This is a genomic window from Leclercia sp. W17, from assembly GCF_003336325.1.
In the GTDB taxonomy this organism is placed as follows: domain Bacteria; phylum Pseudomonadota; class Gammaproteobacteria; order Enterobacterales; family Enterobacteriaceae; genus Enterobacter.
In genome coordinates, this window is sequence record NZ_CP031101.1 from 1,303,391 (window position 1) to 1,327,522 (window position 24,132).

Below are 24,132 nucleotides of genomic sequence, written 5' to 3' on the forward strand. Positions count from 1 at the left end.
ATGTCTCAGGTTCAGAGTGGCATTTTGCCAGAACATTGCCGCGCGGCGATTTGGATCGAAGCCAATGTCAAAGGGGATGTTGATGCCCTGCGTGCGGCCAGCAAAGTCTTTATTGATAACGTGGCCACCTTCCAGGCCAAATTCCCGGATGCCCACTGCGGCGCAGTGGTGGCGTTTGGCCACAACGTCTGGCGTCAGCTGAGCGGCGGAGAAGGGGCCGAAGAGCTGAAAGACTTTGTGCCTTATGGTAAAGGTCTGGCTCCGGCCACCCAGTACGACGTGCTGATCCATATTCTCTCTCTGCGTCATGACGTGAACTTCTCCATTGCCCAGGCTGCGATGGTTGCCTTTGGCGACTGCGTTGAAGTAAAAGAAGAGATCCACGGTTTCCGCTGGGTGGAAGATCGCGATCTGAGCGGCTTTGTTGACGGCACCGAAAACCCGGCTGGGGATGAGACCCGTCGTGAAGTCGCGGTGATCAAAGAGGGCGTGGACGCGGGCGGCAGTTACGTCTTCGTCCAGCGCTGGGAGCACAACCTCAAACAGCTTAACCGCATGAGCGTGCACGACCAGGAGATGATGATTGGCCGCACCAAAGAGGCCAATGAAGAGATCGACGGCGACGAGCGCCCGGTGACTTCACACCTGAGTCGCGTGGATCTGAAAGAGGATGGCAAAGGGCTGAAGATTGTCCGCCAGAGCCTGCCGTATGGTACCGCCAGCGGCACACACGGTCTCTACTTCTGCGCCTATTGCGCGCGTCTGTATAACATTGAACAGCAGCTGCTGAGCATGTTTGGCGACACCGACGGTAAGCGCGACGCGATGCTGCGCTTCACCAAACCGGTGACCGGCGGCTACTACTTTGCGCCATCTATCGAGCGTCTGCTGGCGTTATAAAACGGCACTCCTTTCACAGGCCGGGTAAGCGTAAGCGCCACCCGGCACTTTACCCGCACCCTTATTCCCTTTTCTGCTTCCAAATCACTAAACGGTATATAAAACCGTTACTCCTTTAGTACGCGTTATAAATATTATGGCCCTGAGAAAAACATCACATTTTAAGGGTGCGCAATGGCCATTACTGTACTGAAAAAAGGATCTCTGGTGCTGGCAGCTTCAGTGTTGCTGGTCGCGCAGGCGCAGGCAACCGAGCTGCTGAACAGCTCCTATGATGTCTCGCGCGAGCTGTTTGCCGCCCTGAATCCGCCATTTGAACAGCAGTGGGCGAAAGAGAATAACGGCGATAAGCTGACCATTAAGCAGTCTCATGCCGGTTCGTCGAAACAGGCGCTGGCGATTCTGCAGGGGCTGAAGGCCGATGTGGTCACCTATAACCAGGTCACCGATGTGCAGATCCTGCACGACAAAGGCAAGCTGATCCCGGCCAACTGGCAGAGCCGTCTGCCAAACAACAGCTCGCCGTTCTACTCCACCATGGGCTTCCTGGTGCGTAAGGGCAACCCAAAGAACATCCACGACTGGAACGACCTCGTGCGTTCTGACGTGAAGCTGATCTTCCCGAACCCGAAAACTTCCGGCAACGCGCGTTATACCTACCTGGCCGCCTGGGGTGCCGCAGACAAAGCGGACGGCAACGATAAAGCCAAAACCGAACAGTTCATGACTCAGTTCCTGAAAAACGTTGAGGTGTTCGATACCGGCGGTCGCGGTGCTACCACCACCTTCGCGGAACGTGGTCTGGGCGATGTGCTGATCAGCTTTGAATCGGAAGTGAACAACATCCGTAAGCAGTACGAAGCCCAGGGCTTTGAAGTGGTTATCCCGAAAACCAACGTGCTGGCGGAGTTCCCGGTAGCGTGGGTGGATAAAAATATCGAAGCCAACGGCACGGAGAAGGCGGCGAAAGCCTATCTCAACTATCTCTACAGCCCGCAGGCGCAGACGGTGATCACCGATTTCTACTATCGCGTGAATAACCCGGACGTAATGAACAAGCTGAAAGACAAATTCCCGCAGACCGAGCTGTTCCGCGTGGAAGATCACTTTGGCTCATGGCCTGAGGTGATGAAAACCCATTTCGCCAGCGGCGGTGAGTTAGACAAACTGTTGGCGGCGGGGCGTAAGTAATGTTTGCAGTTTCCTCCAGACGTGTGCTGCCGGGCTTTACCTTAAGCCTCGGGACCAGCCTGCTGTTCGTCTGTCTGATTTTGTTGTTACCGCTCAGCGCGCTGGTGGTCCAGCTCTCTGAGATGAGCTGGTCCCAGTACTGGGAGGTGATCAGCAATCCGCAGGTAGTGGCGGCCTATAAGGTGACGCTGCTGTCGGCGTTTGTCGCCTCCCTGTTTAATGGCGTGTTCGGCCTGCTGATGGCGTGGATCTTAACCCGCTACCGTTTCCCGGGCCGCACGTTGCTGGATGCGCTGATGGATTTACCCTTCGCGCTGCCCACCGCGGTGGCGGGCCTGACTCTGGCCTCGCTGTTTTCCGTCAACGGTTTTTACGGCGAGTGGCTGGCGAAGTTTGATATCAAAGTGACCTATACCTGGCTCGGTATTGCGGTGGCGATGGCCTTTACCAGCATCCCGTTTGTGGTGCGAACCGTACAGCCGGTGCTGGAAGAGTTAGGCCCCGAATATGAAGAGGCGGCAGAAACGCTGGGCGCAACGCGCTGGCAGAGCTTCCGCAAGGTGGTACTGCCTGAGCTCTCTCCGGCCCTGCTGGCAGGCGTGGCGCTGTCGTTCACCCGCAGCCTCGGTGAGTTTGGCGCGGTGATTTTTATCGCCGGTAACATCGCGTGGAAAACCGAAGTGACCTCGCTGATGATTTTTGTTCGCCTGCAGGAGTTTGATTACCCGGCGGCGAGCGCCATTGCCTCGGTGATCCTGGCGGCATCGCTGCTGCTGCTGTTCTCGATTAACACTCTGCAAAGTCGCTTTGGTCGACGCGTGGTAGGTCACTGATGGCGGAAATCACTCAATTGAAACGCTACGACGCTCCCCGTATTAACTGGGGAAAATGGGTGCTGATTGGCACCGGCGTGCTGGTATCGGCCTTCATTCTGGTCGTGCCGATGGTCTATATCTTTGTCCAGGCGTTCAGCAAAGGGATTATGCCCGCGCTGCAAAATCTGGCCGACCCGGACATGCTGCATGCCATCTGGCTGACGGTGATGATTGCGCTTATCACCGTGCCGGTAAACCTGGTGTTCGGCATTCTGCTGGCCTGGCTGGTCACCCGCTTTAATTTCCCGGGCCGCCAGCTGCTGCTGACCCTGCTGGACATTCCGTTTGCGGTCTCACCGGTGGTGGCCGGTCTGGTCTATCTGCTCTTCTACGGCTCCAACGGCCCGCTGGGCGGCTGGCTGGATGAGCATAACCTGCAGATCATGTTCGCCTGGCCGGGCATGGTGCTGGTCACGATATTTGTTACCTGTCCGTTTGTGGTACGTGAGCTGGTGCCGGTGATGTTAAGCCAGGGCAGCAACGAAGACGAAGCGGCGGTGCTGTTGGGCGCATCCGGCTGGCAGATGTTCCGCCGCGTCACCCTGCCGAATATCCGCTGGGCGCTGCTCTATGGCGTAGTGTTGACCAACGCCCGTGCGATTGGCGAATTCGGTGCGGTGTCGGTGGTATCCGGATCTATCCGCGGCGAAACGCTGTCGCTGCCGTTACAAATTGAATTGCTGGAGCAGGACTATAACACCGTCGGTTCCTTTACCGCCGCAGCCCTGCTGACGCTGATGGCTATTTTGACCCTGTTTTTAAAGAGTATGGTGCAGTGGCGTTTAGAGAATCAGGCCAAACGCCAGCATCAGGAGGGAAATCATGAGCATTGAGATTGCCAATATTAAGAAGTCCTTTGGTCGCACCCAGGTGCTGAACGATATCTCGCTGGATATCCCTTCCGGACAAATGGTGGCGCTGCTGGGGCCGTCTGGCTCCGGGAAAACCACGCTGCTGCGTATTATCGCCGGTCTGGAGCATCAGACCAGTGGGCACATCCGCTTCCACGGCACCGACGTCAGCCGCCTGCATGCGCGCGACCGTAAGGTGGGCTTTGTGTTCCAGCATTACGCCCTGTTCCGCCACATGACGGTGTTCGATAACATCGCCTTTGGCCTGACGGTGCTGCCGCGCCGTGAACGTCCAAACGCCGCCACCATCAAAGCGAAAGTGACCAAACTGCTGGAGATGGTGCAGCTGGCGCACCTGGCTGACCGTTATCCGGCCCAGCTTTCCGGCGGCCAGAAACAGCGCGTGGCGCTGGCCCGCGCCCTGGCGGTGGAGCCGCAGATCCTGCTGCTGGATGAACCCTTCGGCGCGCTCGATGCCCAGGTGCGTAAAGAGTTGCGTCGCTGGCTGCGCCAACTGCATGAAGAGCTGAAATTCACCAGCGTCTTCGTCACCCACGATCAGGAAGAGGCGATGGAAGTAGCCGACCGGGTGGTGGTAATGAGCCAGGGGAATATCGAGCAGGTTGATGAGCCTGAGCAGCTCTGGCGTGAACCGGCGACCCGCTTCGTGCTGGAGTTTATGGGGGAAGTGAACCGACTGCATGGCAACATCCGCGGCGGCCAGTTCCACGTTGGCGCCCACCGCTGGCCGCTGGGTTATACCCCAGGCTATCAGGGGCCGGTCGATCTCTTCCTGCGTCCGTGGGAAGTGGATGTCAGCCGTCGCACCAGTCTCGACTCGCCGCTGCCAGTCCAGGTGCTGGAAGCCAGCCCAAAAGGTCACTACACCCAACTGGTGGTACAGCCGCTGGGCTGGTACAACGAACCGTTAACGGTGGTGATGCGCGACGAGGAGCCGCCGCACCGTGGTGAACGCCTGTTTGTCGGCCTGCAACATGCGCGTATTTACCACGACAAGGATCGTATCGAGACGCGCGGAAATCTTGCTCTGGCGGAATCTGCCTGATAGGTTAACGCCACGTAGTTTTGCCGGGTGGCGCTGCGCTTACCCGGTCTACGATATGCTTTGTGTAGGCCCGGTAAGCGTCAGCGCCACCGGGCTTTTTATTGGACAGCGGTCATGAACACATTAGAACAAACCATCGGCAATACCCCTCTGATCAAGCTGCAACGGATGGGGCCGGATAACGGCAGCGAAATCTGGATCAAACTGGAAGGCAACAACCCGGCGGGTTCGGTGAAGGATCGTGCCGCGCTGTCGATGATTGTCCAGGCGGAAAAGCGCGGTGAAATCAAACCCGGCGATGTGCTGATCGAGGCGACCAGCGGGAACACCGGCATTGCGCTGGCGATGATCGCCGCCCTCAAGGGCTATCGCATGAAGCTGCTGATGCCGGACAACATGAGCCAGGAGCGCCGTGCCGCGATGCGGGCTTACGGTGCCGAGCTGATTCTTGTGACCAAAGAGCAGGGGATGGAAGGGGCGCGCGATCTGGCCCTTGAGATGGCTGAGCGCGGTGAAGGTAAGCTGCTGGATCAATTCAACAACCCCGATAACCCCTATGCCCATTACACCACCACCGGCCCGGAGATCTGGCAGCAGACCGAAGGCCGCATCACCCATTTTGTCTCCAGCATGGGAACCACGGGCACCATCACCGGCGTCTCTCGTTTTCTGCGTGAGCAGGAAAAAGCGGTCACCATTGTTGGCCTGCAACCGGAAGAGGGGAGCAGCATCCCGGGTATTCGCCGCTGGCCTGCGGAGTACATGCCGGGCATTTTTAATGCTCAGCTTGTGGACCAGGTGCTGGATATTCACCAGCGCGAGGCGGAAAATACCATGCGTGAACTGGCCGTGCGCGAAGGCGTTTTTTGCGGCGTCAGTTCAGGTGGCGCGGTAGCAGGTGCCCTGCGCATTGCACAGGCGGTGCCGGGCGCGGTAGTGGTGGCGATCATCTGCGATCGCGGCGATCGCTATCTCTCTACCGGCGTGTTTGGTGAGGAGAGCTATACGCAGGGGGCAGGGATCTAAAAGCGATGGAGATGATTTTATTCCGGGATAAAACCCGGGCGCAGCAGAGCGATATTGTGGCTGTGCAGTCGCAGGTGGTGTATGGCAGCGTGGGCAACAGCATTGCGGTGCCCAATATTCGACAGCATCGCCTCAACGTGACGGCGATACCGACCGTGCTGTTCAGTAATACCCCTCACTACGACACCTTTTACGGTGGGGTGATCCCCGACGAGTGGTTCAGCGGCTACCTGCAAGCGTTGGACGAGCGGGACATTTTGCGGGAGCTGAAAGCGGTTACCACCGGCTACATGGGCAGCGCCAGCCAGATTATCCTGCTGGCGAACTGGCTGCGCACGATTAAGGCGCAGCATCCGGATATCTTTATTCTGGTGGACCCGGTCATTGGCGACACCGACAGCGGAACCTACGTTAAACCCGACATTCCGGAGGCCTATCGTCAGCATCTGCTGCCGCTGGCGCAGGGGATTACGCCCAATGTTTACGAGCTGGAAGTGCTCAGTGGCAAAACGTGTCGGGATAACGCCAGCGCCATTGCGGCGGCAAAAGGGCTCCTTTCCGATACGCTGCAGTGGGTGGCGATTACCAGCGCCCCGGTGGCCGGTGGCGCTGACGCTATTCATGTGGTGTTGGTATCCCATGACGAGGTGACAATCAGCACCCATCCCCGCGTCAACGTCGATCTTAAAGGTACTGGCGATCTGTTTTGTTCAGAGCTTGTCAGCGCGCTGGTGCAGAATGAGAGTGTGGCGGCGGCGATAAATCGGGCAGGGGAGAGGGTGACGCAGGTCATGCAGTACACTCAGGAAAAAGGGTACGACGAACTGGTTTTACCCCTCTGACAAACAAAAATGGCGCCCGAAGGCGCCATTTTTCTGTGCGGTCAAAAATTACTTTTTGATGCGGATAACCGGGGTTTCACCCACGGTGACGCTGCCGGACAGTTTAATCAGCTCTTTGATTTCGTCCATGTTGGAGATAACAACCGGCGTCAGGGTAGACTTGGCTTTCTCTTCCAGCAGTGGCAGATCGAATTCAATCACCGGATCGCCAACTTTAACGCGCTGGCCTTCTTCAGCGATACGCTTGAAGCCTTCGCCTTTCAGTTCAACAGTGTCGATACCGAAGTGAACGAACAGCTCAATACCGCTATCGGATTCGATAGAGAATGCATGGTTGGTTTCAAAAATCTTACCAATCGTGCCGTCAACCGGTGCAACCATTTTGTTACCGGTTGGTTTGATAGCAATGCCATCACCAACGATTTTCTCAGCAAATACGACATCTGGCACGTCTTCGATGTTGACGATCTCACCAGACAGCGGAGCAACAATCTCAATAGTTCCGGTGTCGTTATTGCCTTTGTCACCGAATAGTTTACTAAATAAACCCATTAGACTTCTCTCCTAAGCAGTAATTTGGGCCGCATCTCGTGGATTAGCAGATTGTTTTTTCTTCAATGAACTTGTTAACCAGCGTCATTAACTCGTCCGTTGTCGGTTGAGCAAGAGCCTGCTCTGCTAACACCTTCGCATCTTCGAAGTTCGTGTTACGGATAATCTTCTTGATGCGCGGGATGGAAATGGCGCTCATAGAGAATTCGTCCAGACCCATACCCAGCAACAGAAGTGTAGCACGTTCATCGCCTGCAAGCTCACCACACATGCCTGTCCACTTACCTTCTGCATGAGAAGCATCAATAACTTGCTTGATCAAGTTCAGTACGGACGGTGACATTGGTTGGTAAAGATGTGAAATCATATCATTACCACGGTCAACTGCCAGGGTGTACTGGGTTAAATCGTTGGTACCAATACTAAAGAAGTCCACTTCTTTGGCTAAATGACGGGCAATCGTCGCGGCAGCTGGGGTTTCTACCATCACGCCAACTTCGATTGCTTCGTCGAATGCTTTACCTTCGTCGCGCAGTTCCTGTTTGAAGATTTCGATCTCTTTCTTCAGTGAACGCACCTCTTCAACAGAGATGATCATCGGGAACATGATGCGCAGTTTACCGAAAGCGGAGGCGCGCAGGATAGCGCGGACCTGGTCGCGCAGGATCTCTTTGCGATCCATGGCGATACGCACGGCACGCCAGCCCAGGAACGGGTTCTCTTCTTTCGGGAAGTTCATGTACGGCAGCTCTTTGTCGCCGCCGATGTCCATGGTACGGACGATAACGGCCTGAGAGCCACAGGCTTCTGCAACCGCTTTATAGGCAGCAAACTGCTCTTCTTCGGTTGGCAGGGCGTCACGGTCCATGAACAGGAATTCAGTACGATAGAGACCGACACCTTCCGCGCCGTTGCGCTCAGCGCCATCGACGTCGCGTACGGTACCGATGTTTGCGCACACTTCTACCTGATGACCATCCAGCGTAATAGCAGGCAGATCTTTCAGCTTAGCGAGTTCCGCTTTTTCAGTCGCAACCTGCTCCTGAACGGTACGCAGTTTTTCGATCTCTTCGTTAGTTGGGTTGACGTAAACCACGTTGTTTACGGCATCCAGAATCAGATAATCGTCGTTTTTCACCTGTGCGGTCACGCTACCGGTACCCACGATGGCTGGCAGCTCCAGAGAACGCGCCATGATAGAGGTGTGGGAGGTACGGCCACCCGCGTCGGTGATGAAACCCAGCACCTTGTTCAGGTTCAGCTGTGCGGTTTCTGACGGGGTCAGGTCGGCAGCAACCAGGATGACTTCATCCTGAATCGCGCTCAGATCGATAATGGCAAGGCCAAGGATGTTGCGCAGCAGGCGCTTACCGATATCACGCACGTCAGCCGCGCGTTCTTTCAGATATTCATCATCCAGCTCTTCCAGGGCAGATGCCTGACCTTCGATAACTTCATGCGCAGCGGCATCCGCTGTCATGCCTTTATCTTTAATCAGGGCTATGATTTCCTGCTCAAGCTCCTCATCTTCGAGCAACATGATGTGCCCTTCGAAGATGGCTTCTTTTTCTTCACCGAAAGTTTCGCCAGCTTTAGTTTTGATCGCTTCCAGTTGCGCAGATGCTTTTGCACGGCCACTCAGAAAACGTTCAACTTCCTGATTTACCTTATCAGCAGAAATTTTTTTCCGGTCGATGACGATCTCGTCTTCTTTCAACAGAAGTGCTTTGCCGAAAGCGATACCCGGGGATGCTAAAATGCCTGAAATCATAACCCTACCTTACTTGTGACTGATATTTAAAAGAACCCGGATACTTACTCGAGCTCAGCCATCAGTTTTACCAGATGCTCAACTGCTTTCTGCTCGTCTTCGCCTTCCGCGGAGATGGTCACAACGGTGCCCTGAGTCAGACCCAGAGTCTGCAGTTTGAACAGGCTTTTTGCGCTTGCGCTTTTGCCGTTGGAAGTCACAGTGATCTCAGAAGTGAAGCCTTTTGCTTCTTTAACAAACTGAGCAGCAGGGCGGGTGTGCAGACCGTTCGGAGCGGTAATGGTAACTTCTTGCTGGAACATTGTATTTCCCCAACTTATTGGTTTAGTGTTGTGGAACTAAAGTCTAGCCTGGCGGCAGGACTTTAGCCTGTATTGTTAGCACCGGCTTAACGGCACGAGGCACAAATGTGTCAAACGTATTCCGGCACTGGCATGTCAGGCTGCTGACGTCTCGCTCGACATTAAACATTATGCCGCGAAAGCAAGACTTGAACCAAATCATAAAATCGATTCAGCAGCGCGAATTCCTGGATCGATTAATTTCGTGCTTCAAAATAATTGTCAGCTTAAATACCAGAGCCAACGGGGTTGAGCAATGCCGGAAGAGATAAAAGTTTGAAGCAGGCCACAAAAAAGCACCCGAATGGGTGCTTTTTTACGCGATATTTACATTCTGGCACTACTGTTGCAGTTCTTTCTCGGTGAAGAGATCGGCAAACAGGGCAGTACTTAAATAACGCTCACCCGACGATGGAAGAATAACCACGATATTCTTATTGGTAAAGGTTTCATCCTCAAGTAATTTTAGCGCGGCGGCTACAGCAGCACCGGAGGAGATACCCGCCAGAATACCCTCTTCTTCCATCAGGCGGCGCGCGGTAGAAATGGCTTCATCGTTAGTAATAGCCACAACTTTATCAATCAGTTTCAGATCCAGGTTGCCTGGAATAAAGCCCGCGCCGATACCCTGAATTTTATGCGGGCCCGGCTTCAGCTCTTCTCCGGCCAGCGCCTGGGCAATGACTGGAGAGTCGGTTGGCTCAACGGCAACGGTAATAAGATCTTTTTTACCTTTTGTGCCTTTAATATAACGGCTCACGCCTGTCAGCGTACCGCCGGTACCGACACCAGAGATAAAGACATCAACCTGACCGTCGGTATCTTCCCAGATTTCCGGACCGGTGGTCTTCTCGTGGATTTCCGGGTTAGCCGGGTTGCTGAACTGCTGCAACAGCAGATATTTAGCCGGATCGCTGGCCACAATTTCTTCTGCTTTCTGAATAGCGCCTTTCATGCCTTTTGCGCCTTCGGTTAAGACCAGATTTGCGCCCAGGGCCTTCAGCAGTTTACGACGTTCGATACTCATGGTTTCTGGCATAGTCAGCGTCAGCTTATAACCGCGCGCGGCGGCAACGTAGGCCAGCGCGATACCGGTGTTACCGCTGGTCGGCTCAACGAGCTCAACGCCCGGTTTCAGCACGCCACGCTTTTCCGCATCCCAAATCATGTTGGCACCGATACGGCATTTTACGCTGAAGCTTGGGTTACGAGATTCTACCTTCGCCAGGATGCGTCCATTACCGATACGGTTCAGTCGAACCAGGGGCGTGTGACCGATAGTCAGCGAGTTATCTTCAAAAATCTTACTCATGGCCTGTCCTTAACTGTTTGAAATTGGGATACCGTCCCAGCATACCTGTTGCATAGGTAGGGGGAAGTAAGGAAATCGCATATCTATATGCTGCATAGAAATAATGGGGATCAGTATGGAATAAGGGGCGGCATAAGCCACCCCTCTTTTTAACTTATTTCCACAAAGCGTGTTTGTCGCGATAACAATCCACCCACATCGCCGTGGCCCCGCACACCGCCACCGGCATGATGAAAAGGTTAAGGAACGGGATCATAGTGAACAGGCTGGTCAACGCACCAAACTGCATATTGGCAACTTTGCGGCTGCGCAGAGCGGTGCGCATCTCTTCGAAAGGCACTTTATGGTTATCAAAAGGATAGTCGCAATACTGGATGGCCAGCATCCACGCGCTGAACAGGAACCAGAGCACTGGCGCTACGGTCTGGCCGATACCGGGAATAAAATAGAGGAGCAGCAGCACGATGGCGCGGGGCAGATACCATGCCAGCTTTTGCCATTCGCGTTTCATAATCCGCGGCAGATCTTTCATAATCCCCAGCACGCCGGTGTCCGGCGGCGTGGCGCCCGTCAGCCGCGCTTCCAGCTGTTCGGCGAGCAGACCGTTAAAGGGGGCAGCGATCCAGTTGGCGAGCGTCGAGAAAAAGTAGCCAAACACCAGCAGAACCGAAACGATCGCAATCGGCCACAGCAGATAGCTCAGCCATTGCAGCCAGTCGGGAACATGGCTCATGAGCGCCGGGATCCAGGTGTCCAGACGGGTAAACAGCCACCAGAAGGCGCCCCCCATCAGCAGAACGTTGATCAGCAGAGGCAGGATCACAAAGCGTCTGATGCCGGGCAGGGAAACCAGTTTCCAGCCCTGCGAAAAGTACCAGACGCCGCTGCGTGAAGGGGAAGATGTCGATGAAACCATAACCAGGTTGAGCTCCTTTTATCACAACCAGTGAAATTGCCTGCCTATATTAGCCAGTTGCGGCACGTTGACCAGTTCGGAAATGTTCGAAAAAACAGCAAAAAGCACGATTTAACTCATCTTTATGCTGCGAATGCTCTGCACGCACTTGCACTTGACGTAATCGGCAAATACTCTTAGTGAGTAAATGTTTGCCGTGGTGGCAAGGTGTTAGAACAACAGAGAATATAATGATGCAGGATTTGCGTCTGATATTAATCATTGTTGGCGCGATCGCCATAATCGCTTTACTGGTCCATGGGTTCTGGACCAGCCGTAAAGAGCGCTCTTCTATGTTTCGCGATCGCCCACTGAAGCGCATGAAGTCTACCCGTGACGACGATAGCGATGAGGATATCGACGACATGGAAGACGAGGGTGTAGGTGAAGTACGCGTTCATCGGGCCAATAGTGTGCCCGGCGCAGGCCATGGGGAGCATGAAGCGCCTCGTCAGCCTCCGCAGCATCAGTACCAGCCGCCTTACGCCTCTGCACAGCCACGTCCCGCTGCGCCGCAGCCCGTGGCCGAACCGGTACGCCAGCCGCAGCCGCAGCAGCATGAACCTGTGCGACAGCAGCCCGTGCCGCCGCAGCATGAACCTGTGCGTCAGCAGCCGGTGCCGCAGCCGCAATATGCCGCTCAGCCTGAACCACAGCCGCAGCCACAACCTGTCGTACAGCAGGCGCCACAGCCTGTTGCACCAGCGCCGCAACCCGCCCCTGCGCCAGCACCGGTTTCAGAGCCGGAGCCGGTTGTCGAGGCCGCGCCAGTGGCTGAAAAACCACAGCGTAAAGAGACGGTGATTGTGATGAGCGTTGCGGCTCACCAGGGCACCACCCTGAATGGCGACGTGCTGCTTAACAGCATTCATCAGGCGGGCTTTAAATTTGGCGATATGAATATCTTCCATCGCCACCTCAGCCCTGACGGCAGCGGTCCTTCGCTGTTCAGCTTGGCGAATATGGTTAATCCGGGAACCTTTGATCCTGAGATGACCGGTGATTTCACGACGCCGGGCATTACGATCTTTATGCAGGTGCCCTCGTATGGCGATGAACTGCAAAACTTTAAGCTGATGCTGCAGTCCGCTCAGCATATTGCCGATGAAGTCGGCGGTATGGTGCTCGACGATCAGCGTCGAATGATGACGCCGCAGAAACTGCGCGAATATCAGGACCGCATCCGCGAAGTGAAAGAAGCTAACGCGTAAACTTTCGCGTTTGTTTCACACCTCCTCAACCCCCGCCTGTCGGGGGTTTTTCTCATTAATGGTGCGACATGGACTCAATCGAACAACAACTCACCGAACTGCGAACCACGCTTCGCCACCATGAATATCTCTATCATGTGATGGATGCGCCGGAAGTGCCGGACGCGGAGTATGACCGTCTGATGCGTGAGCTGCGCGAGCTTGAAGCGCAGCACCCCGAATTAATCACGCCGGACTCGCCAACCCAGCGCGTCGGGGCGGCACCGCTGGCCTTTTTCAGCCAGGTCCGTCATGAAGTGCCGATGCTGTCGCTGGATAACGTCTTTGATGAAGAGAGCTTCCTCGCCTTCAACAAACGCGTCCAGGATCGCCTGAAGCATACCGATGCCCTGAGCTGGTGCTGCGAGCTGAAGCTGGATGGGCTGGCCGTCAGCATTCTGTACGAAAATGGCGTGATGATCCGCGCGGCCACCCGCGGCGATGGCACCACTGGCGAGGACATTACCGCCAATGTGCGTACCATCCGCGCCATTCCGCTCAAATTACATGGCGAGAACATTCCGGCACGTCTCGAAGTGCGCGGCGAAGTTTTCCTGCCCCAGGCGGGATTTGAAAAAATTAACGAAGAGGCGCGTCGTACCGGCGGCAAAATCTTCGCTAACCCCCGCAATGCCGCCGCCGGATCGCTGCGCCAGCTTGACCCGCGTATTACCGCGAAGCGCCCGCTAACGTTCTTCTGCTATGGCGTCGGCATCCTGGAAGGGGGCGAGCTGCCTGATACCCATCTGGGCCGTTTGCTGCAGTTTAAAGCCTGGGGGCTGCCGGTCAGTAACCGGGTGCAGCTGTGCGACTCGCCGGAGGCCGTGCTGGCGTTTTATCGTCAGGTTGAAGCCGATCGTCCGACGCTGGGCTTCGATATCGACGGGGTGGTGATCAAAGTCAACTCCCTCGCACTGCAGGAGCAGCTTGGCTTTGTCGCCCGTGCGCCGCGCTGGGCGGTAGCCTTTAAGTTCCCGGCGCAGGAACAGATGACCTTTGTGCGTGACGTAGAGTTCCAGGTGGGGCGAACCGGGGCGATAACGCCTGTCGCGCGTCTGAAGCCGGTTCAGGTGGCCGGGGTACTGGTCAGCAATGCAACCCTGCACAACGCCGATGAGATCGATCGGCTTGGGCTGCGTATTGGCGATAAGGTGGTGATCCGCCGTGCCGGGGACGTGATCCCGCAGGTGGTGAACGTGGTGGAATCAGAGCGTCCTGACGATACGCGCCCCGTTGAGTTCCCGACCCACTGTCCGGTGTGCGGCTCAGATGTTGAGCGCGTCGAAGGGGAGGCCGTAGCCCGCTGTACCGGCGGTTTGGTCTGCGGCGCCCAGCGCAAAGAGTCCCTGAAACATTTCGTCTCCCGCCGGGCAATGGATGTAGACGGTATGGGCGATAAGATCATCGACCAGCTGGTGGAAAAAGAGTATGTCCATACGCCAGCCGATCTGTTCCGCCTGACGCCCGGTAAGCTGACCGGGCTGGATCGCATGGGGCCTAAATCTGCCCAGAACGTGGCCGATGCGCTGGAAAAGGCCAAAGAGACCACCTTTGCCCGTTTCCTCTACGCACTGGGTATCCGCGAAGTAGGTGAAGCGACGGCGGCAGGGCTGGCGGCATATTTCGGTACGCTGGAGGCGCTCGAAAAGGCGACGATCGACGAACTGCAAAAGGTGCCGGACGTTGGCATCGTGGTTGCTACCCACGTCTTTAACTTCTTCTCGGAAGAGAGCAACCGCGACGTTATCGGTCAGTTGCTTAATGAAGGGATCCGCTGGTCTGCGCCGGTGGCGATCAACGCCGACGAGATTGATAGCCCCTTTGCCGGCAAAACCGTGGTGCTGACCGGTAGCCTGAGCCAGCTTTCACGCGATGATGCTAAAGCGCGTCTGACGGCGCTGGGGGCGAAAGTGGCTGGCAGCGTGTCGAAGAAAACCGACCTGGTGATTGCCGGTGAAGCGGCGGGCTCTAAACTTGCCAAAGCGCAGGAGCTGGGCATTACGGTCATCGACGAAGACGAAATGCTGCGTCTGTTGGGAGAGTAACGTGGATAAAGCGCAGCTTATTGAGATAGCCAATACCGAAATGCCGTTCGGCAAGTACAAAGGCCGTCGGCTGATTGACTTGCCGGAAGAGTATTTGCTGTGGTTTGCCCGTAAGGATGAATTTCCTGCCGGGCATCTGGGTGAGCTGATGGCCTTAACGTTGCTGATTAAAACCGAAGGGCTGACCCAGCTGGTTCAGCCCCTGAGACGTCCTTAAACTTTTGCCGCGCGGGCCTGCTCCCGCGCCTGCAACTCATCGGTCTGGCGACGGTAGCGACGCGCCAGCACCGCGCAAATCATCAGCTGCAGCTGGTGGAAGATCATCAGCGGCAGCACCATTATCCCAACCACCGAGGCTGGAAACAGAATGTTGGCCATCGGGATGCCGTTAGCCAGACTCTTTTTCGAGCCACAGAAGACAATGGTGATTTCGTCAGCTTTGTTAAACCCGAAGCGGCGCGCGGCAAAGATGTTGATGGCAATGATAATCGCCAGTAGCACCAGGCTGACCACCACGATAAACAGCAGCGATCCGACCCCAACCTTATGCCAGATGCCATGCACCACGGCTTCGCTGAACGCGGAGTAGACCACCAGCAAAATCGATGACTGATCGGTTTTGGCGATCCACTTTTTATGTTTCGCCACAAATGCCTCGGTCCACGGGCGGGAAAGATGCCCCAGGACAAACGGCAGCAGCAGTTGCAGCATGATTTTGCCCACCTGCTCCAGACTGCCCTCTGCGCCGTGCATGTCCATCACCAGCCCCACCAGAAGCGGCGAAAGGAAAATCCCCAACAGGCTTGAGGCGGAGGCTGAACAGACCGCAGCCGCCACGTTACCGCCGGCCATGGAGGTAAAGGCGATGGCCGACTGCACCGTAGCTGGCAAAATGCAGAGATAGAGGAAGCCGGTATAAAGTGCCGGGTCGACGTCGACTGGCGCCCACCAGGCAAACAGCACGCCCAGCACAGGGAAAACGACAAAGGTGCTGCACATTACCCACAGGTGCAGTCGCCAGTGACTGCCGCCCGCGATAATTGCCTCACGGGAGAGTTTTGCCCCATGCATAAAGAACAGCAGCGCGATGGCGGCAGTGGTTAAACCTTCAAAGAAAGGGACAAAGCCGCCGCGAGCCGGGAAGAAGGAGGCGAGCAGAACCACGACGATAAGAATAAGGGTGAACGGATCGAGAATGCGCAAAAGTTTCATAAACACTCCTGAAAACAGATAACGCTATTGTGCTTAACTCCGTTTGAGAAATAAAATTGATTTATTGCATCAATTTATGAGTAAAACAGATGAATTACTCTCTGCGGCAACTTCGTATATTTGTCACCGTCGCGCAGGCGAAAAGTTTCAGCCGCGCGGGAACGATGATCGGCCTGAGCCAGTCCGCGGTGAGCCATAGCGTGAAAGAGCTGGAGTTACAGACCGGCGTGCGGCTTATCGATCGCACTACCCGTGAGGTGGTGTTGACAGAGGCGGGTCAACAGCTGGCCGCGCGTCTGGAAAGACTGCTGGATGAACTTACCAGTACGCTACGGGATGCAGGCAGAGTAGGGCAACAGCTCTCCGGAACAGTAAGGGTCGCCGCCAGCCAGACCATTTCGGCGCATTTGATTCCACACTGTATCGCGCAAAGTAATCATCAGTACCCGGATATCAATTTTGTGCTCCATGACCGGCCGCAGCAGTGGGTTCTGGAGAGCATCCGCCTGGGGGAAGTCGATTTCGGTATCGTTATCGATCCGGGGCCGGTTAGCGATCTGGAGTGTGAAGAGGTGCTCTCTGAGCCTTTCTTATTGCTTTGCCGTGACGACGATCCCCTTGCTGCTCTGGAGGAGGTGACGTGGCAGTCGCTTCAGGGGACCAAACTGGTGTTACAGGATTACGCCTCTGGCAGTCGGCCACTGATTGATGCGGCTCTGGCAGAGCAGCAGGTCAGGGCGACGATTGTGCAGGAGATTGGTCATCCCGCCACGCTCTTTCCAATGGTAGAAGCCGGGATTGGGATTAGCGTGCTGCCAGCGCTGGCGCTCCCGTTGCCGCAGGGGAGTCGGCTGACGGTAAAACGTTTCACGCCAATCATCGAGCGGAAGCTGATGCTGGTTCGTCGAAAGAATCGCTCGCTTTCGGGTGCTGCTCAGGCGCTGTGGGAAGTGGTACGCATGCAGGCGAAGCGGCTGACGCAGGCCCGCATACGTGATCCGCTTTTTAGCCCAGAAAACCGTTAAACGTAGATATCAATCTGGTGTTCAGCGGAAAGGGAGTTAACGCCTTCCACTTTACCCTGCTGTTTATCCTGCTTCTGCTGAGCTTCTTCCGCCTGGCGACGCTGTAACTGCTGGAGCTGGGCCTGCAACATTTCGATTTGGTTCTGCAGCAGCTCCTGCTGCTTTTTTTTCTCTTCCGTCGAGCCGCTGCCGTTGGCAACATCTTTCAGCTGTTTGGTGAGTTTGGTGATTTGTGAGGTCAGGCGGCTGATCTGTGACGCAATGTCGCTGCCACCGGCGTTGCTGCTGCCGCTGCTTTGGGTTTGTACAGATGGGGTGGATGTTTGAATCGTTGTCATGACGATAGTCTCTTGCCTAAAAAAGAGATATCGGCAGAAAATTGAAGGGCTTGAGAAGCGCTACCTGAAGTAGTAGGAATCGCAGATAGCAAAAAGGCGCCTTTAGGGCGCCTTTTTACATTGGTGGGTCGTGCAGGATTCGAACCTGCGACCAATTGATTAAAAGTCAACTGCTCTACCAACTGAGCTAACGACCCGAAGTGGTGGGTGATGACGGGATCGAACCGCCGACCCCCTCCTTGTAAGGGAGGTGCTCTCCCAGCTGAGCTAATCACCCACTTCGGTACTTCATTTACTACGGCAAGAAATCCAGCTGGCGAGAAAGTGGTGGGTGATGACGGGATCGAACCGCCGACCCCCTCCTTGTAAGGGAGGTGCTCTCCCAGCTGAGCTAATCACCCACTTCTCAATTTCTTGCTACACGGCGGAGACTACATAAAGTAGTTGGTGGGTGATGACGGGTTCGAACCGCCGACCCCCTCCTTGTAAGGGAGGTGCTCTCCCAGCTGAGCTAATCACCCCCGCTGTGTGGAGTCGCATTATAGGGAGAGTTGAAAATGAGTCAACGCCTTTTCTAAAGATTTTGTTCGTTCGTCGTAAAATTAAACAAAACGATCGCAAAACCGCCTGTGATGCATGATTTCTAAACAAAAACGGCTACAGAGAGCGATCTGACAGTAACAAGATTGAGGAATCAGGCTGGAGTGATAGAATATTGCCCACTTTAGTTTCCAGGATATGCCGGTTGTCGGCATCTTTATCACTGTAAGGCCACTTCATGAAAATCAAAACTCGCTTCGCGCCAAGCCCGACAGGCTACCTGCACGTCGGCGGTGCGCGTACTGCTCTCTATTCCTGGCTGTTTGCTCGCAACCAGGGCGGTGAGTTTGTGCTGCGTATCGAAGACACCGATCTCGAACGCTCCACGCCGGAAGCAATCGAAGCCATTATGGATGGTATGAACTGGCTCAATCTGGAGTGGGACGAAGGCCCTTATTTCCAGACTAAACGTTTTGATCGCTACAACGCCGTCATTGATGACATGCTTGAAGCGGGCACTGCATATAAGTGCTACTGCTCGAAAGAGCGCCTGGAAGCGCTGCGTGAAGAGCAGATGGCCAATAACGAAAAGCCTCGTTACGACGGTCGCTGCCGCCACGATCATTCACATCATGCGGCGGATGAACCGTGCGTAGTGCGTTTCGCTAACCCGCAGGAAGGTTCAGTCATTTTTGACGATCAGATCCGCGGCCCGATCGAATTCAGCAACCAGGAGCTGGACGATCTGATTATCCGCCGTACCGACGGTTCACCAACCTATAACTTCTGCGTCGTGGTGGATGACTGGGATATGGCGATCACCCACGTGGTGCGTGGCGAAGACCATATCAACAACACCCCACGTCAGATCAACATCCTTAAAGCGCTGAATGCGCCGGTACCGGTTTACGCCCACGTTTCTATGATCAACGGTGACGACGGTAAAAAACTGTCTAAACGCCACGGCGCAGTCAGCGTCATGCAGTATCGTGACGACGGCTACCTGCCGGAAGCGCTGCTGAACTACTTGGTGCGTCTGGGCTGGTCCCATGGCGATCAGGAGATCTTTAGCCGCGAAGAGATGATCCAGCTCTTCACCCTGAGCGCGGTAGGTAAGTCTGCCAGTGCGTTCAATACCGATAAATTACTGTGGCTGAACCATCACTACATCAATACCCTGCCACCAGAGTATGTTGCGACCCAGCTGCAGTGGCATATTGAGCAGGCAAATATTGATACCCGCAACGGTCCACAGCTTGCCGACCTGATCAAACTGCTGGGTGAACGTTGTAAGACCCTGAAAGAGATCGCGGAAAACTGCCGTTACTTCTATGAGGAGTATGACGAGTTCGATGCCGACGCGGCGAAGAAACACCTGCGTCCGGTTGCACGTCAGCCGCTGGAAGTGGTTCGCGACAAGCTGGCCGCCATTACCGACTGGAGCGCTGAGAATGTGCATCATGCCATTCAGGCGACAGCGGATGAGCTGGAAGTCGGTATGGGTAAAGTGGGTATGCCGCTGCGCGTAGCCGTTACCGGTGCCGGTCAGTCTCCTGCTCTGGACGTTACGGTGCACGCGATTGGCAAAACCCGTAGCGTGGCGCGGATCAACAGAGCGCTGGACTTTATTGCTGAGCGCGAAAATCAGCAGTAATCAGAACGAAAAAAACGGCAGGTCTCCCTGCCGTTTTTTATTCCTCTGGCTGATGAATGTTCAGCCGCACGAGAAAACCCTGTATCCCTTCCCGGGTAAGCAACGTTTCCAGCCGCTTTTGTTCCGCTGAAGTCATATTCTCCAGCGCATTGATGATCCCAGGTAGCACGGCAGCGGGTTTAGCCTCACCGTAGCTTGCCCCGTTCTCTGCCAACTGGTAGAGCGCCTGTCGTTTACGAATGGCAGGGATGTTCATGATGTGCTCGTGCACCTGCGCATCAATATAGATCAGGCGTGCTCGACCGCCTTTTACCCCATTAATGCCTTCCGTTTTCCAGCCATTATTGCGCACCCAGCGGTTGATGGTTTGCCTGGCGACCCCCAGCGTCTCGGCAAGCTCCTCGGTGGTCATTTTACTACGTAATCTTTTCATATCAGTTCTGATCGCGGATCCCTAAACGTTGCAACAAACCGGCAATCCCTTCCCGGAGTAATAAAGAGGTGAGTTGTTTCTGCTCTGATGGTGTCATTTCGTTGGCCAGCGTAATTAACAAGGCCTGTAGCGAGTTATCGGGGTGCATGTCCGGCGATACGGCCATATCCGGGACTCTACGTGCGTTGCGAATAAACTCCCGAACTTTCTCATTCACATGGACCAGACGCGCTTTGCCGCCCTGAACGCCGGGTTTTGGCGATGTGGACCAACCCTCTTTCCGTACCCACTTATTGATGGTCTGTCGGCTATAGCCAGTGAGTCGGGCTAACTCTTCTGGCGTCATTCGTTCCTTGATCATGCAATTTCCTGAGTAAGAGTGTGGTTAATTAGTGGTTCATTTTATAACATCGTTTTACTGGAAAACGTGACAAGATTAACTCATGGCTGCGAGCGCTCTCGCAATGTGATTCATTTGCATGAATTTTCAGCGATTGAACCACAGTGTGAGAATTTGCCGTTGACACTCAGCAATGGAATTCATATGATGCCGCCCGTCAACACGACACGCTTTACGCGATGGGGCTATAGCTCAGCTGGGAGAGCGCTTGCATGGCATGCAAGAGGTCAGCGGTTCGATCCCGCTTAGCTCCACCAAACTCTGAACCCAACAGAGTCTGGTGCGTAAAGAATACTGTGGGGCTATAGCTCAGCTGGGAGAGCGCTTGCATGGCATGCAAGAGGTCAGCGGTTCGATCCCGCTTAGCTCCACCAAAATTTAAACCCTCGCCAGACGGCGGGGGTTTTTTTATGCCTGCAATACAGCGTTTTATCTCCCTTGTTGTTCTGTAAATAAATCTTATTTGAGATTATTCCTGAACAGGAAATGCTATTTCCTGAGCCCTAACTTGAATCACCTGCATAAAGAAATTATTATTATTGTGAATTTAATAACGCCAGGTAAATTGTTTAATAAAATTAATGAATATTAAATTTAATATTAACATAAAGAGCTTCTTGCTCGCGCTGGGTAATGACTCCAACTTACTGATAGTGTTTTATGTTCAGATAATGCCCGATGACCTTGTCATGCAGCTCCACCGATTTTGAGAACGACAGTGACTTCCGTCCCAGCCTTGCCAGATGTTGTCTCAGATTCAGGTTATGTCGCTCAATGCGCTGAGTGTAACGCTTGCTGATAACGTGCAGCTTTCCCTTCAGGCGTGATTCGTACAGCGGCCAGCCATCCGTCATCCATACCACGACCTCAAAAGCCGACAGCAGGCTCAGAAGACGCTCCAGTGTGGCCAGAGTGCGTTCACCGAAGACGTGCGCCACAACCGTCCTCCGTATCCTGTCATACGCGTAAAACAGCCAGCGCTGACGTGATTTAGCACCGACGTAGCCCCACTGTTCGTCCATTTCAGCGCAGACAATCACATCACTGCCCGGTTGTATGCGCGAGGTTACCGACTGCGGCCTGAGTTTTTTAAGTGACGTAAAACCGTGTTGAGGCCAATGCCCATAATGCGTGCACTGGCGCGACATCCGACGCCATTCATGGCCATATCAATGATTTTCTGGTGCGTACCGGGCTGAGAGGCGGTGTAAGTGAACTGTAGTTGCCATGTTTTACGGCAATGAGAGCAGAGATAGCGCTGATGTCCGGCAGTGCTTTTGCCGTTACGCACCACGCCTTCAGTAGCGGAGCAGGAAGGACATCTGATGGAAATGGAAGCCACGCAAGCACCTTAAAATCACCATCATACACTAAATCAGTAAGTTGGCAGCATTACCCTCGCGCTGGTGTTATGCCTGATTGTCATTCCTTTTTCTCGCCTTATTTCCCCGAAATCGGTCATCGATGGTTTTGAGGTTTATCTGGCATGGATGCCGCTGAGCGTCATGCTGGCGATGATATTTTTATTTGGTCGTCAGGCTATTCTTCCGATCGTTCTCAGCTTTGCCATCATTAACGCATGGAATTTAGATTTAACGCCAGGGCAGGATGCTATCTTATTATTTTGTCAGGTATTTAGTGCACTAGTGGTCTGCGGAATACTGCGATGGCAACTCGGATCGCGCTGGCGTTACCAGGTGCCCAGCCGCTTTATTGGCGCACGTATTTTCTGGCTGGGATTTATCCTTCCGCTATCAATAAAAATCTCGATGTATCTGGCTGGTTATTTATGTGATTTTCCGGTTACCCTTGCGAACTTCACTGACCGGGGTTCGGTAATCTATCATATAGTGGATATTCAGAGCCTGATTTGTGCCGTTCTGATTTTTACCATGCTGTTCTATTATCCTTTAAGAATGATTATTAATCCGAATTATGCCCATGCTTTTTGGCGACGGAATATTCCTGATTCGTTTTCATTTCGCAACCAAATATTCACATCCTCATTACTTCTCGGCCTTGTTGCTTTCCTTTTACTGCTCTGTGTTCCTTTTCCCTCCGATATTATTGCGGGTTACCTGGTGCCGGTTGTCTTCATTTTATTCACCTTAGGCGTCAGTCGCTTTCGCTATCACTTTATCGCCCTGGGCTGGGCGCTGAGCGCCTTGCTGCTGCTGACCTATAACAGCAATTTTTTGCAGGGTGTGCAGAACGGCTACTCTCTGGCGTTTGTGCTGTCGGTGCTCATCTCCTTCGCTATTTGTCTGGCTTATATGTCCCGCATTTATCAGCGCAGTGAGTGGCTCAAACGTGACTGGCGGGAGAGGGCACTGGTCGATCCGTTAACCGGGCTACGTAACCTGCGCGCGCTGGAATGCTTTCTGAAGGACAACAGGGATGTCACCCTGTGCTGTTTGCGCATGGACAACATGGAGTTTCTGAGCCGTCATTACGGCCTGATGATGCGTGTGCAGTGCAAACGGACCATTATTCGCCAGTTACAGCCATTGCTGATGGCCAATGAGCAGGTTTTCCAGATCCCGGGTAATGAGCTGGTGGTGGTGCTCAGCGGCCCGGAAACCGGAGCGCGCCTGCAACACATCATTGATCACCTGAACAGCCGCAAAATTTACTGGAACAATATCGGCCTGGATATTGAGTTTGGCGGCGCCTGGGGCGGCGTGGAGTCTAGCGGTGGCGAGAGCCTGTACCACACGCTGGGCCAGCTGAGCTGGCTGGCGGAAAAGGCCTGCTCGGCGAATCAGGTTCTGTCGTTGAACAGCAGCCTTGAGACAGTTTCGGGACAGACGACAGAGCGTGTGCTGATGCTGAGCCGCATTAAACGGGCGCTGGATGAGGGGGGACTGCGTCTGTATGCACAACCCATCCAGAGAGCCGATGGCATGGGGTATCACGAAATTCTCTCGCGCCTGGAGAGTGAGGGTGAAATCCTTACGCCCGACAGGTTTCTGCCGCTGGTAGCGCAATTTAACCTGAGCCGACGCTTCGATATCAGCGTGGTTGAAGCGCTGCTGGTATGGTTGCAGAATCACCCTTCACAGGAGTGTTGCGCGCGTTTCTCGGTGAATCTGATGCCGCTGACGCTGATGCAAAAAGAGGTTGCGTCAGAGATCATTGCACTGTTTGAGCGCTACAGCGTGAAGCCGCAAACGGTCATTATTGAGGTGACCGAAGAGCAGGCGTTCTCCAATTCGGAAGTGAGTATCGCTAACATTCAGCAGCTGCGTCAGTACGGGTTTAAAATTGCTATCGACGACTTTGGTACCGGGTACGCCAATTACGAGCGGCTCAAGCGGCTGCAGGCGGATGTCATCAAGATCGACGGCTGCTTTGTGAAGGATGTTTGCAGCGACAGCATGGATGCGATGATTGTGAAATCCATCTGCAATCTGGCGAAGACCCGATCGCTGTGTGTGGTGGCGGAGTTTGTCGAAACGGAAGAGCAGCGGGAAAAGTTGCTCGCCTCGGGAGTGGATTATCTGCAGGGGTATCTGGTCGGCAAACCGCAACCGCTCACTGAATGACAAATGAC

23 protein-coding genes and 6 tRNA genes are annotated in these 24,132 nt (G+C 54.5%); 15 read left to right on the forward strand and 14 right to left on the reverse strand.

The genetic code is table 11. The features are described from left to right. The 7 genes from DVA44_RS06410 to pdxK all read left to right on the forward strand — a co-directional run bounded on the left by DVA44_RS06410 (position 1) and on the right by pdxK (position 6,751). A complete protein-coding gene (locus DVA44_RS06410) occupies positions 1-900 on the forward strand; it encodes a Dyp-type peroxidase (protein ID WP_114386006.1) in 900 nt (299 codons plus the stop codon). Between the two features lie 174 nt (positions 901-1,074). Then, positions 1,075-2,091 (forward strand): sulfate ABC transporter substrate-binding protein, encoded by a 1,017-nt coding sequence (locus tag DVA44_RS06415; RefSeq protein WP_103824673.1) that lies wholly within the window; start codon positions 1,075-1,077, stop codon positions 2,089-2,091. Continuing rightward, a complete protein-coding gene (cysT, locus tag DVA44_RS06420; protein ID WP_103180651.1) occupies positions 2,091-2,924 on the forward strand; it encodes a sulfate/thiosulfate ABC transporter permease CysT in 834 nt (277 codons plus the stop codon). Before DVA44_RS06415 ends, cysT begins: the two co-directional genes overlap by 1 nt. Continuing rightward, positions 2,924-3,799 carry a sulfate/thiosulfate ABC transporter permease CysW gene (gene cysW, locus DVA44_RS06425; RefSeq protein ID WP_103824674.1) on the forward strand — a complete coding sequence of 292 codons (876 nt, stop codon included), beginning with the start codon at positions 2,924-2,926 and terminating at the stop codon, positions 3,797-3,799. Before cysT ends, cysW begins: the two co-directional genes overlap by 1 nt. Then, positions 3,789-4,883 carry a sulfate/thiosulfate ABC transporter ATP-binding protein CysA gene (gene cysA, locus DVA44_RS06430; RefSeq protein ID WP_114314317.1) on the forward strand — a complete coding sequence of 365 codons (1,095 nt, stop codon included), beginning with the start codon at positions 3,789-3,791 and terminating at the stop codon, positions 4,881-4,883. Before cysW ends, cysA begins: the two co-directional genes overlap by 11 nt. Positions 4,884-4,997: 114 nt before the next feature. Beyond that, on the forward strand, positions 4,998-5,909 hold the full coding sequence (cysM, locus tag DVA44_RS06435; protein ID WP_114314318.1) for a cysteine synthase CysM: 912 nt from the start codon (positions 4,998-5,000) through the stop codon (positions 5,907-5,909). 5 nt (positions 5,910-5,914) lie between these two features. After that, complete coding sequence (gene pdxK / locus DVA44_RS06440; RefSeq protein ID WP_114386007.1) at positions 5,915-6,751, forward strand: pyridoxine/pyridoxal/pyridoxamine kinase; 837 nt, start codon at positions 5,915-5,917, stop codon at positions 6,749-6,751. A 48-nt stretch (positions 6,752-6,799) separates the two neighbouring features. Here the strand turns inward: pdxK and crr are convergent, their stop codons facing one another. The 5 genes from crr to cysZ all read right to left on the reverse strand — a co-directional run bounded on the left by crr (position 6,800) and on the right by cysZ (position 11,643). After that, positions 6,800-7,303: a PTS glucose transporter subunit IIA gene (crr, locus tag DVA44_RS06445; protein ID WP_039029658.1), complete on the reverse strand. Its 504-nt coding sequence runs from the start codon at positions 7,301-7,303 to the stop codon at positions 6,800-6,802. Between the two features lie 43 nt (positions 7,304-7,346). After that, entirely contained in the window at positions 7,347-9,074 is a 1,728-nt protein-coding gene (gene ptsI, locus DVA44_RS06450) for a phosphoenolpyruvate-protein phosphotransferase PtsI (protein WP_103824678.1), read from the reverse strand. 44 nt (positions 9,075-9,118) lie between these two features. Next, the gene (ptsH, locus tag DVA44_RS06455; protein ID WP_000487600.1) at positions 9,119-9,376 is read right to left on the reverse strand and encodes a phosphocarrier protein Hpr; all 258 of its coding nucleotides are present in this window, start codon (positions 9,374-9,376) and stop codon (positions 9,119-9,121) included. Between the two features lie 379 nt (positions 9,377-9,755). Next, positions 9,756-10,727, reverse strand: a complete 972-nt coding sequence (cysK, locus tag DVA44_RS06465; RefSeq protein WP_039029656.1) for a cysteine synthase A — start codon at positions 10,725-10,727, stop codon at positions 9,756-9,758. A gap of 154 nt (positions 10,728-10,881) precedes the next feature. Then, the gene (gene cysZ / locus DVA44_RS06470; RefSeq protein WP_114386008.1) at positions 10,882-11,643 is read right to left on the reverse strand and encodes a sulfate transporter CysZ; all 762 of its coding nucleotides are present in this window, start codon (positions 11,641-11,643) and stop codon (positions 10,882-10,884) included. Positions 11,644-11,873: 230 nt separating this feature from the next. Between cysZ and zipA the strand changes: the two genes are divergently transcribed. The 3 genes from zipA to DVA44_RS06485 all read left to right on the forward strand — a co-directional run bounded on the left by zipA (position 11,874) and on the right by DVA44_RS06485 (position 15,194). After that, positions 11,874-12,893 carry a cell division protein ZipA gene (zipA, locus tag DVA44_RS06475; RefSeq protein WP_114386009.1) on the forward strand — a complete coding sequence of 340 codons (1,020 nt, stop codon included), beginning with the start codon at positions 11,874-11,876 and terminating at the stop codon, positions 12,891-12,893. Positions 12,894-12,961: 68 nt separating this feature from the next. Then, positions 12,962-14,977 carry an NAD-dependent DNA ligase LigA gene (ligA, locus tag DVA44_RS06480; RefSeq protein WP_114386010.1) on the forward strand — a complete coding sequence of 672 codons (2,016 nt, stop codon included), beginning with the start codon at positions 12,962-12,964 and terminating at the stop codon, positions 14,975-14,977. Between the two features lies 1 nt (position 14,978). Beyond that, the gene (locus DVA44_RS06485) at positions 14,979-15,194 is read left to right on the forward strand and encodes a DUF3820 family protein (RefSeq protein ID WP_103180635.1); all 216 of its coding nucleotides are present in this window, start codon (positions 14,979-14,981) and stop codon (positions 15,192-15,194) included. Here DVA44_RS06485 and DVA44_RS06490 read toward each other — a convergent pair. Beyond that, positions 15,191-16,189, reverse strand: coding sequence for a bile acid:sodium symporter family protein (locus tag DVA44_RS06490; RefSeq protein WP_114386011.1), 999 nt, complete (start codon positions 16,187-16,189; stop codon positions 15,191-15,193). The two genes, DVA44_RS06485 and DVA44_RS06490, sit on opposite strands and share 4 nt — an antisense overlap. An 89-nt stretch (positions 16,190-16,278) precedes the next feature. On the opposite strand from DVA44_RS06490, the gene DVA44_RS06495 reads away from it, so the two are divergent. Then, complete coding sequence (locus tag DVA44_RS06495) at positions 16,279-17,214, forward strand: LysR family transcriptional regulator (protein ID WP_114314322.1); 936 nt, start codon at positions 16,279-16,281, stop codon at positions 17,212-17,214. Here the strand turns inward: DVA44_RS06495 and DVA44_RS06500 are convergent. From DVA44_RS06500 to DVA44_RS06520, 5 genes are all read right to left on the reverse strand, one after another. Continuing rightward, positions 17,211-17,552: a FlxA-like family protein gene (locus DVA44_RS06500; protein ID WP_114314323.1), complete on the reverse strand. Its 342-nt coding sequence runs from the start codon at positions 17,550-17,552 to the stop codon at positions 17,211-17,213. The two genes, DVA44_RS06495 and DVA44_RS06500, sit on opposite strands and share 4 nt — an antisense overlap. A gap of 121 nt (positions 17,553-17,673) precedes the next feature. Next, positions 17,674-17,749: transfer RNA gene (locus DVA44_RS06505), tRNA-Lys, on the reverse strand. A gap of 4 nt (positions 17,750-17,753) precedes the next feature. After that, a tRNA-Val gene (locus DVA44_RS06510) sits at positions 17,754-17,829 on the reverse strand. Between the two features lie 48 nt (positions 17,830-17,877). Further along, a tRNA-Val gene (locus DVA44_RS06515) sits at positions 17,878-17,953 on the reverse strand. A 44-nt stretch (positions 17,954-17,997) separates the two neighbouring features. Further along, positions 17,998-18,073 (reverse strand) — tRNA-Val (locus tag DVA44_RS06520). A 257-nt stretch (positions 18,074-18,330) separates the two neighbouring features. Between DVA44_RS06520 and gltX the strand changes: the two genes are divergently transcribed. Beyond that, complete coding sequence (gene gltX / locus DVA44_RS06525) at positions 18,331-19,746, forward strand: glutamate--tRNA ligase (RefSeq protein WP_103824685.1); 1,416 nt, start codon at positions 18,331-18,333, stop codon at positions 19,744-19,746. 37 nt (positions 19,747-19,783) lie between these two features. Here the strand turns inward: gltX and DVA44_RS06530 are convergent, their stop codons facing one another. Beyond that, entirely contained in the window at positions 19,784-20,179 is a 396-nt protein-coding gene (locus DVA44_RS06530) for a YfeC-like transcriptional regulator (protein WP_114314325.1), read from the reverse strand. 1 nt (position 20,180) lies between these two features. After that, positions 20,181-20,540: a YfeC-like transcriptional regulator gene (locus DVA44_RS06535; protein ID WP_114314326.1), complete on the reverse strand. Its 360-nt coding sequence runs from the start codon at positions 20,538-20,540 to the stop codon at positions 20,181-20,183. A gap of 220 nt (positions 20,541-20,760) precedes the next feature. On the opposite strand from DVA44_RS06535, the gene DVA44_RS06540 reads away from it, so the two are divergent. Together DVA44_RS06540 and DVA44_RS06545 are read left to right on the forward strand one after the other, a co-directional pair. Continuing rightward, positions 20,761-20,836: transfer RNA gene (locus DVA44_RS06540), tRNA-Ala, on the forward strand. Between the two features lie 41 nt (positions 20,837-20,877). Then, positions 20,878-20,953 (forward strand) — tRNA-Ala (locus DVA44_RS06545). Between the two features lie 270 nt (positions 20,954-21,223). On the opposite strand, the gene DVA44_RS06550 is transcribed toward DVA44_RS06545, so the two are convergent. Further along, positions 21,224-21,921 (reverse strand): IS1 family transposase gene (locus DVA44_RS06550; RefSeq protein ID WP_225321516.1). Its coding sequence is split into 2 segments (ribosomal slippage): positions 21,224-21,672 and positions 21,672-21,921, totalling 699 coding nucleotides; the frame shifts between segments, so codons are not numbered across the junction. 49 nt (positions 21,922-21,970) lie between these two features. On the opposite strand from DVA44_RS06550, the gene DVA44_RS06555 reads away from it, so the two are divergent. Next, positions 21,971-24,124 (forward strand): EAL domain-containing protein, encoded by a 2,154-nt coding sequence (locus DVA44_RS06555; protein ID WP_114386012.1) that lies wholly within the window; start codon positions 21,971-21,973, stop codon positions 24,122-24,124. The last annotated feature ends 8 nt before the right edge of the window (positions 24,125-24,132 follow it).

Bases quoted from the DNA above. Each gene is read 5' to 3' on its own strand.
- ptsH (WP_000487600.1), bottom strand. From the start codon at position 9,376: ATGTTCCAGCAAGAAGTTACCATTACCGCTCCGAACGGTCTGCACACC.
- DVA44_RS06535 (WP_114314326.1), bottom strand. From the start codon at position 20,540: ATGATCAAGGAACGAATGACGCCAGAAGAGTTAGCCCGACTCACTGGC.
- gltX (WP_103824685.1), top strand. From the start codon at position 18,331: ATGAAAATCAAAACTCGCTTCGCGCCAAGCCCGACAGGCTACCTGCAC.
- cysA (WP_114314317.1), top strand. From the start codon at position 3,789: ATGAGCATTGAGATTGCCAATATTAAGAAGTCCTTTGGTCGCACCCAG.
- cysT (WP_103180651.1), top strand. From the start codon at position 2,091: ATGTTTGCAGTTTCCTCCAGACGTGTGCTGCCGGGCTTTACCTTAAGC.
- crr (WP_039029658.1), bottom strand. From the start codon at position 7,303: ATGGGTTTATTTAGTAAACTATTCGGTGACAAAGGCAATAACGACACC.
- DVA44_RS06415 (WP_103824673.1), top strand. From the start codon at position 1,075: ATGGCCATTACTGTACTGAAAAAAGGATCTCTGGTGCTGGCAGCTTCA.
- DVA44_RS06495 (WP_114314322.1), top strand. From the start codon at position 16,279: ATGAATTACTCTCTGCGGCAACTTCGTATATTTGTCACCGTCGCGCAG.
- ligA (WP_114386010.1), top strand. From the start codon at position 12,962: ATGGACTCAATCGAACAACAACTCACCGAACTGCGAACCACGCTTCGC.
- DVA44_RS06490 (WP_114386011.1), bottom strand. From the start codon at position 16,189: ATGAAACTTTTGCGCATTCTCGATCCGTTCACCCTTATTCTTATCGTC.
- ptsI (WP_103824678.1), bottom strand. From the start codon at position 9,074: ATGATTTCAGGCATTTTAGCATCCCCGGGTATCGCTTTCGGCAAAGCA.
- pdxK (WP_114386007.1), top strand. From the start codon at position 5,915: ATGGAGATGATTTTATTCCGGGATAAAACCCGGGCGCAGCAGAGCGAT.
- cysW (WP_103824674.1), top strand. From the start codon at position 2,924: ATGGCGGAAATCACTCAATTGAAACGCTACGACGCTCCCCGTATTAAC.
- DVA44_RS06530 (WP_114314325.1), bottom strand. From the start codon at position 20,179: ATGAAAAGATTACGTAGTAAAATGACCACCGAGGAGCTTGCCGAGACG.
- DVA44_RS06500 (WP_114314323.1), bottom strand. From the start codon at position 17,552: ATGACAACGATTCAAACATCCACCCCATCTGTACAAACCCAAAGCAGC.
- zipA (WP_114386009.1), top strand. From the start codon at position 11,874: ATGATGCAGGATTTGCGTCTGATATTAATCATTGTTGGCGCGATCGCC.
- cysK (WP_039029656.1), bottom strand. From the start codon at position 10,727: ATGAGTAAGATTTTTGAAGATAACTCGCTGACTATCGGTCACACGCCC.
- cysM (WP_114314318.1), top strand. From the start codon at position 4,998: ATGAACACATTAGAACAAACCATCGGCAATACCCCTCTGATCAAGCTG.
- DVA44_RS06410 (WP_114386006.1), top strand. From the start codon at position 1: ATGTCTCAGGTTCAGAGTGGCATTTTGCCAGAACATTGCCGCGCGGCG.
- cysZ (WP_114386008.1), bottom strand. From the start codon at position 11,643: ATGGTTTCATCGACATCTTCCCCTTCACGCAGCGGCGTCTGGTACTTT.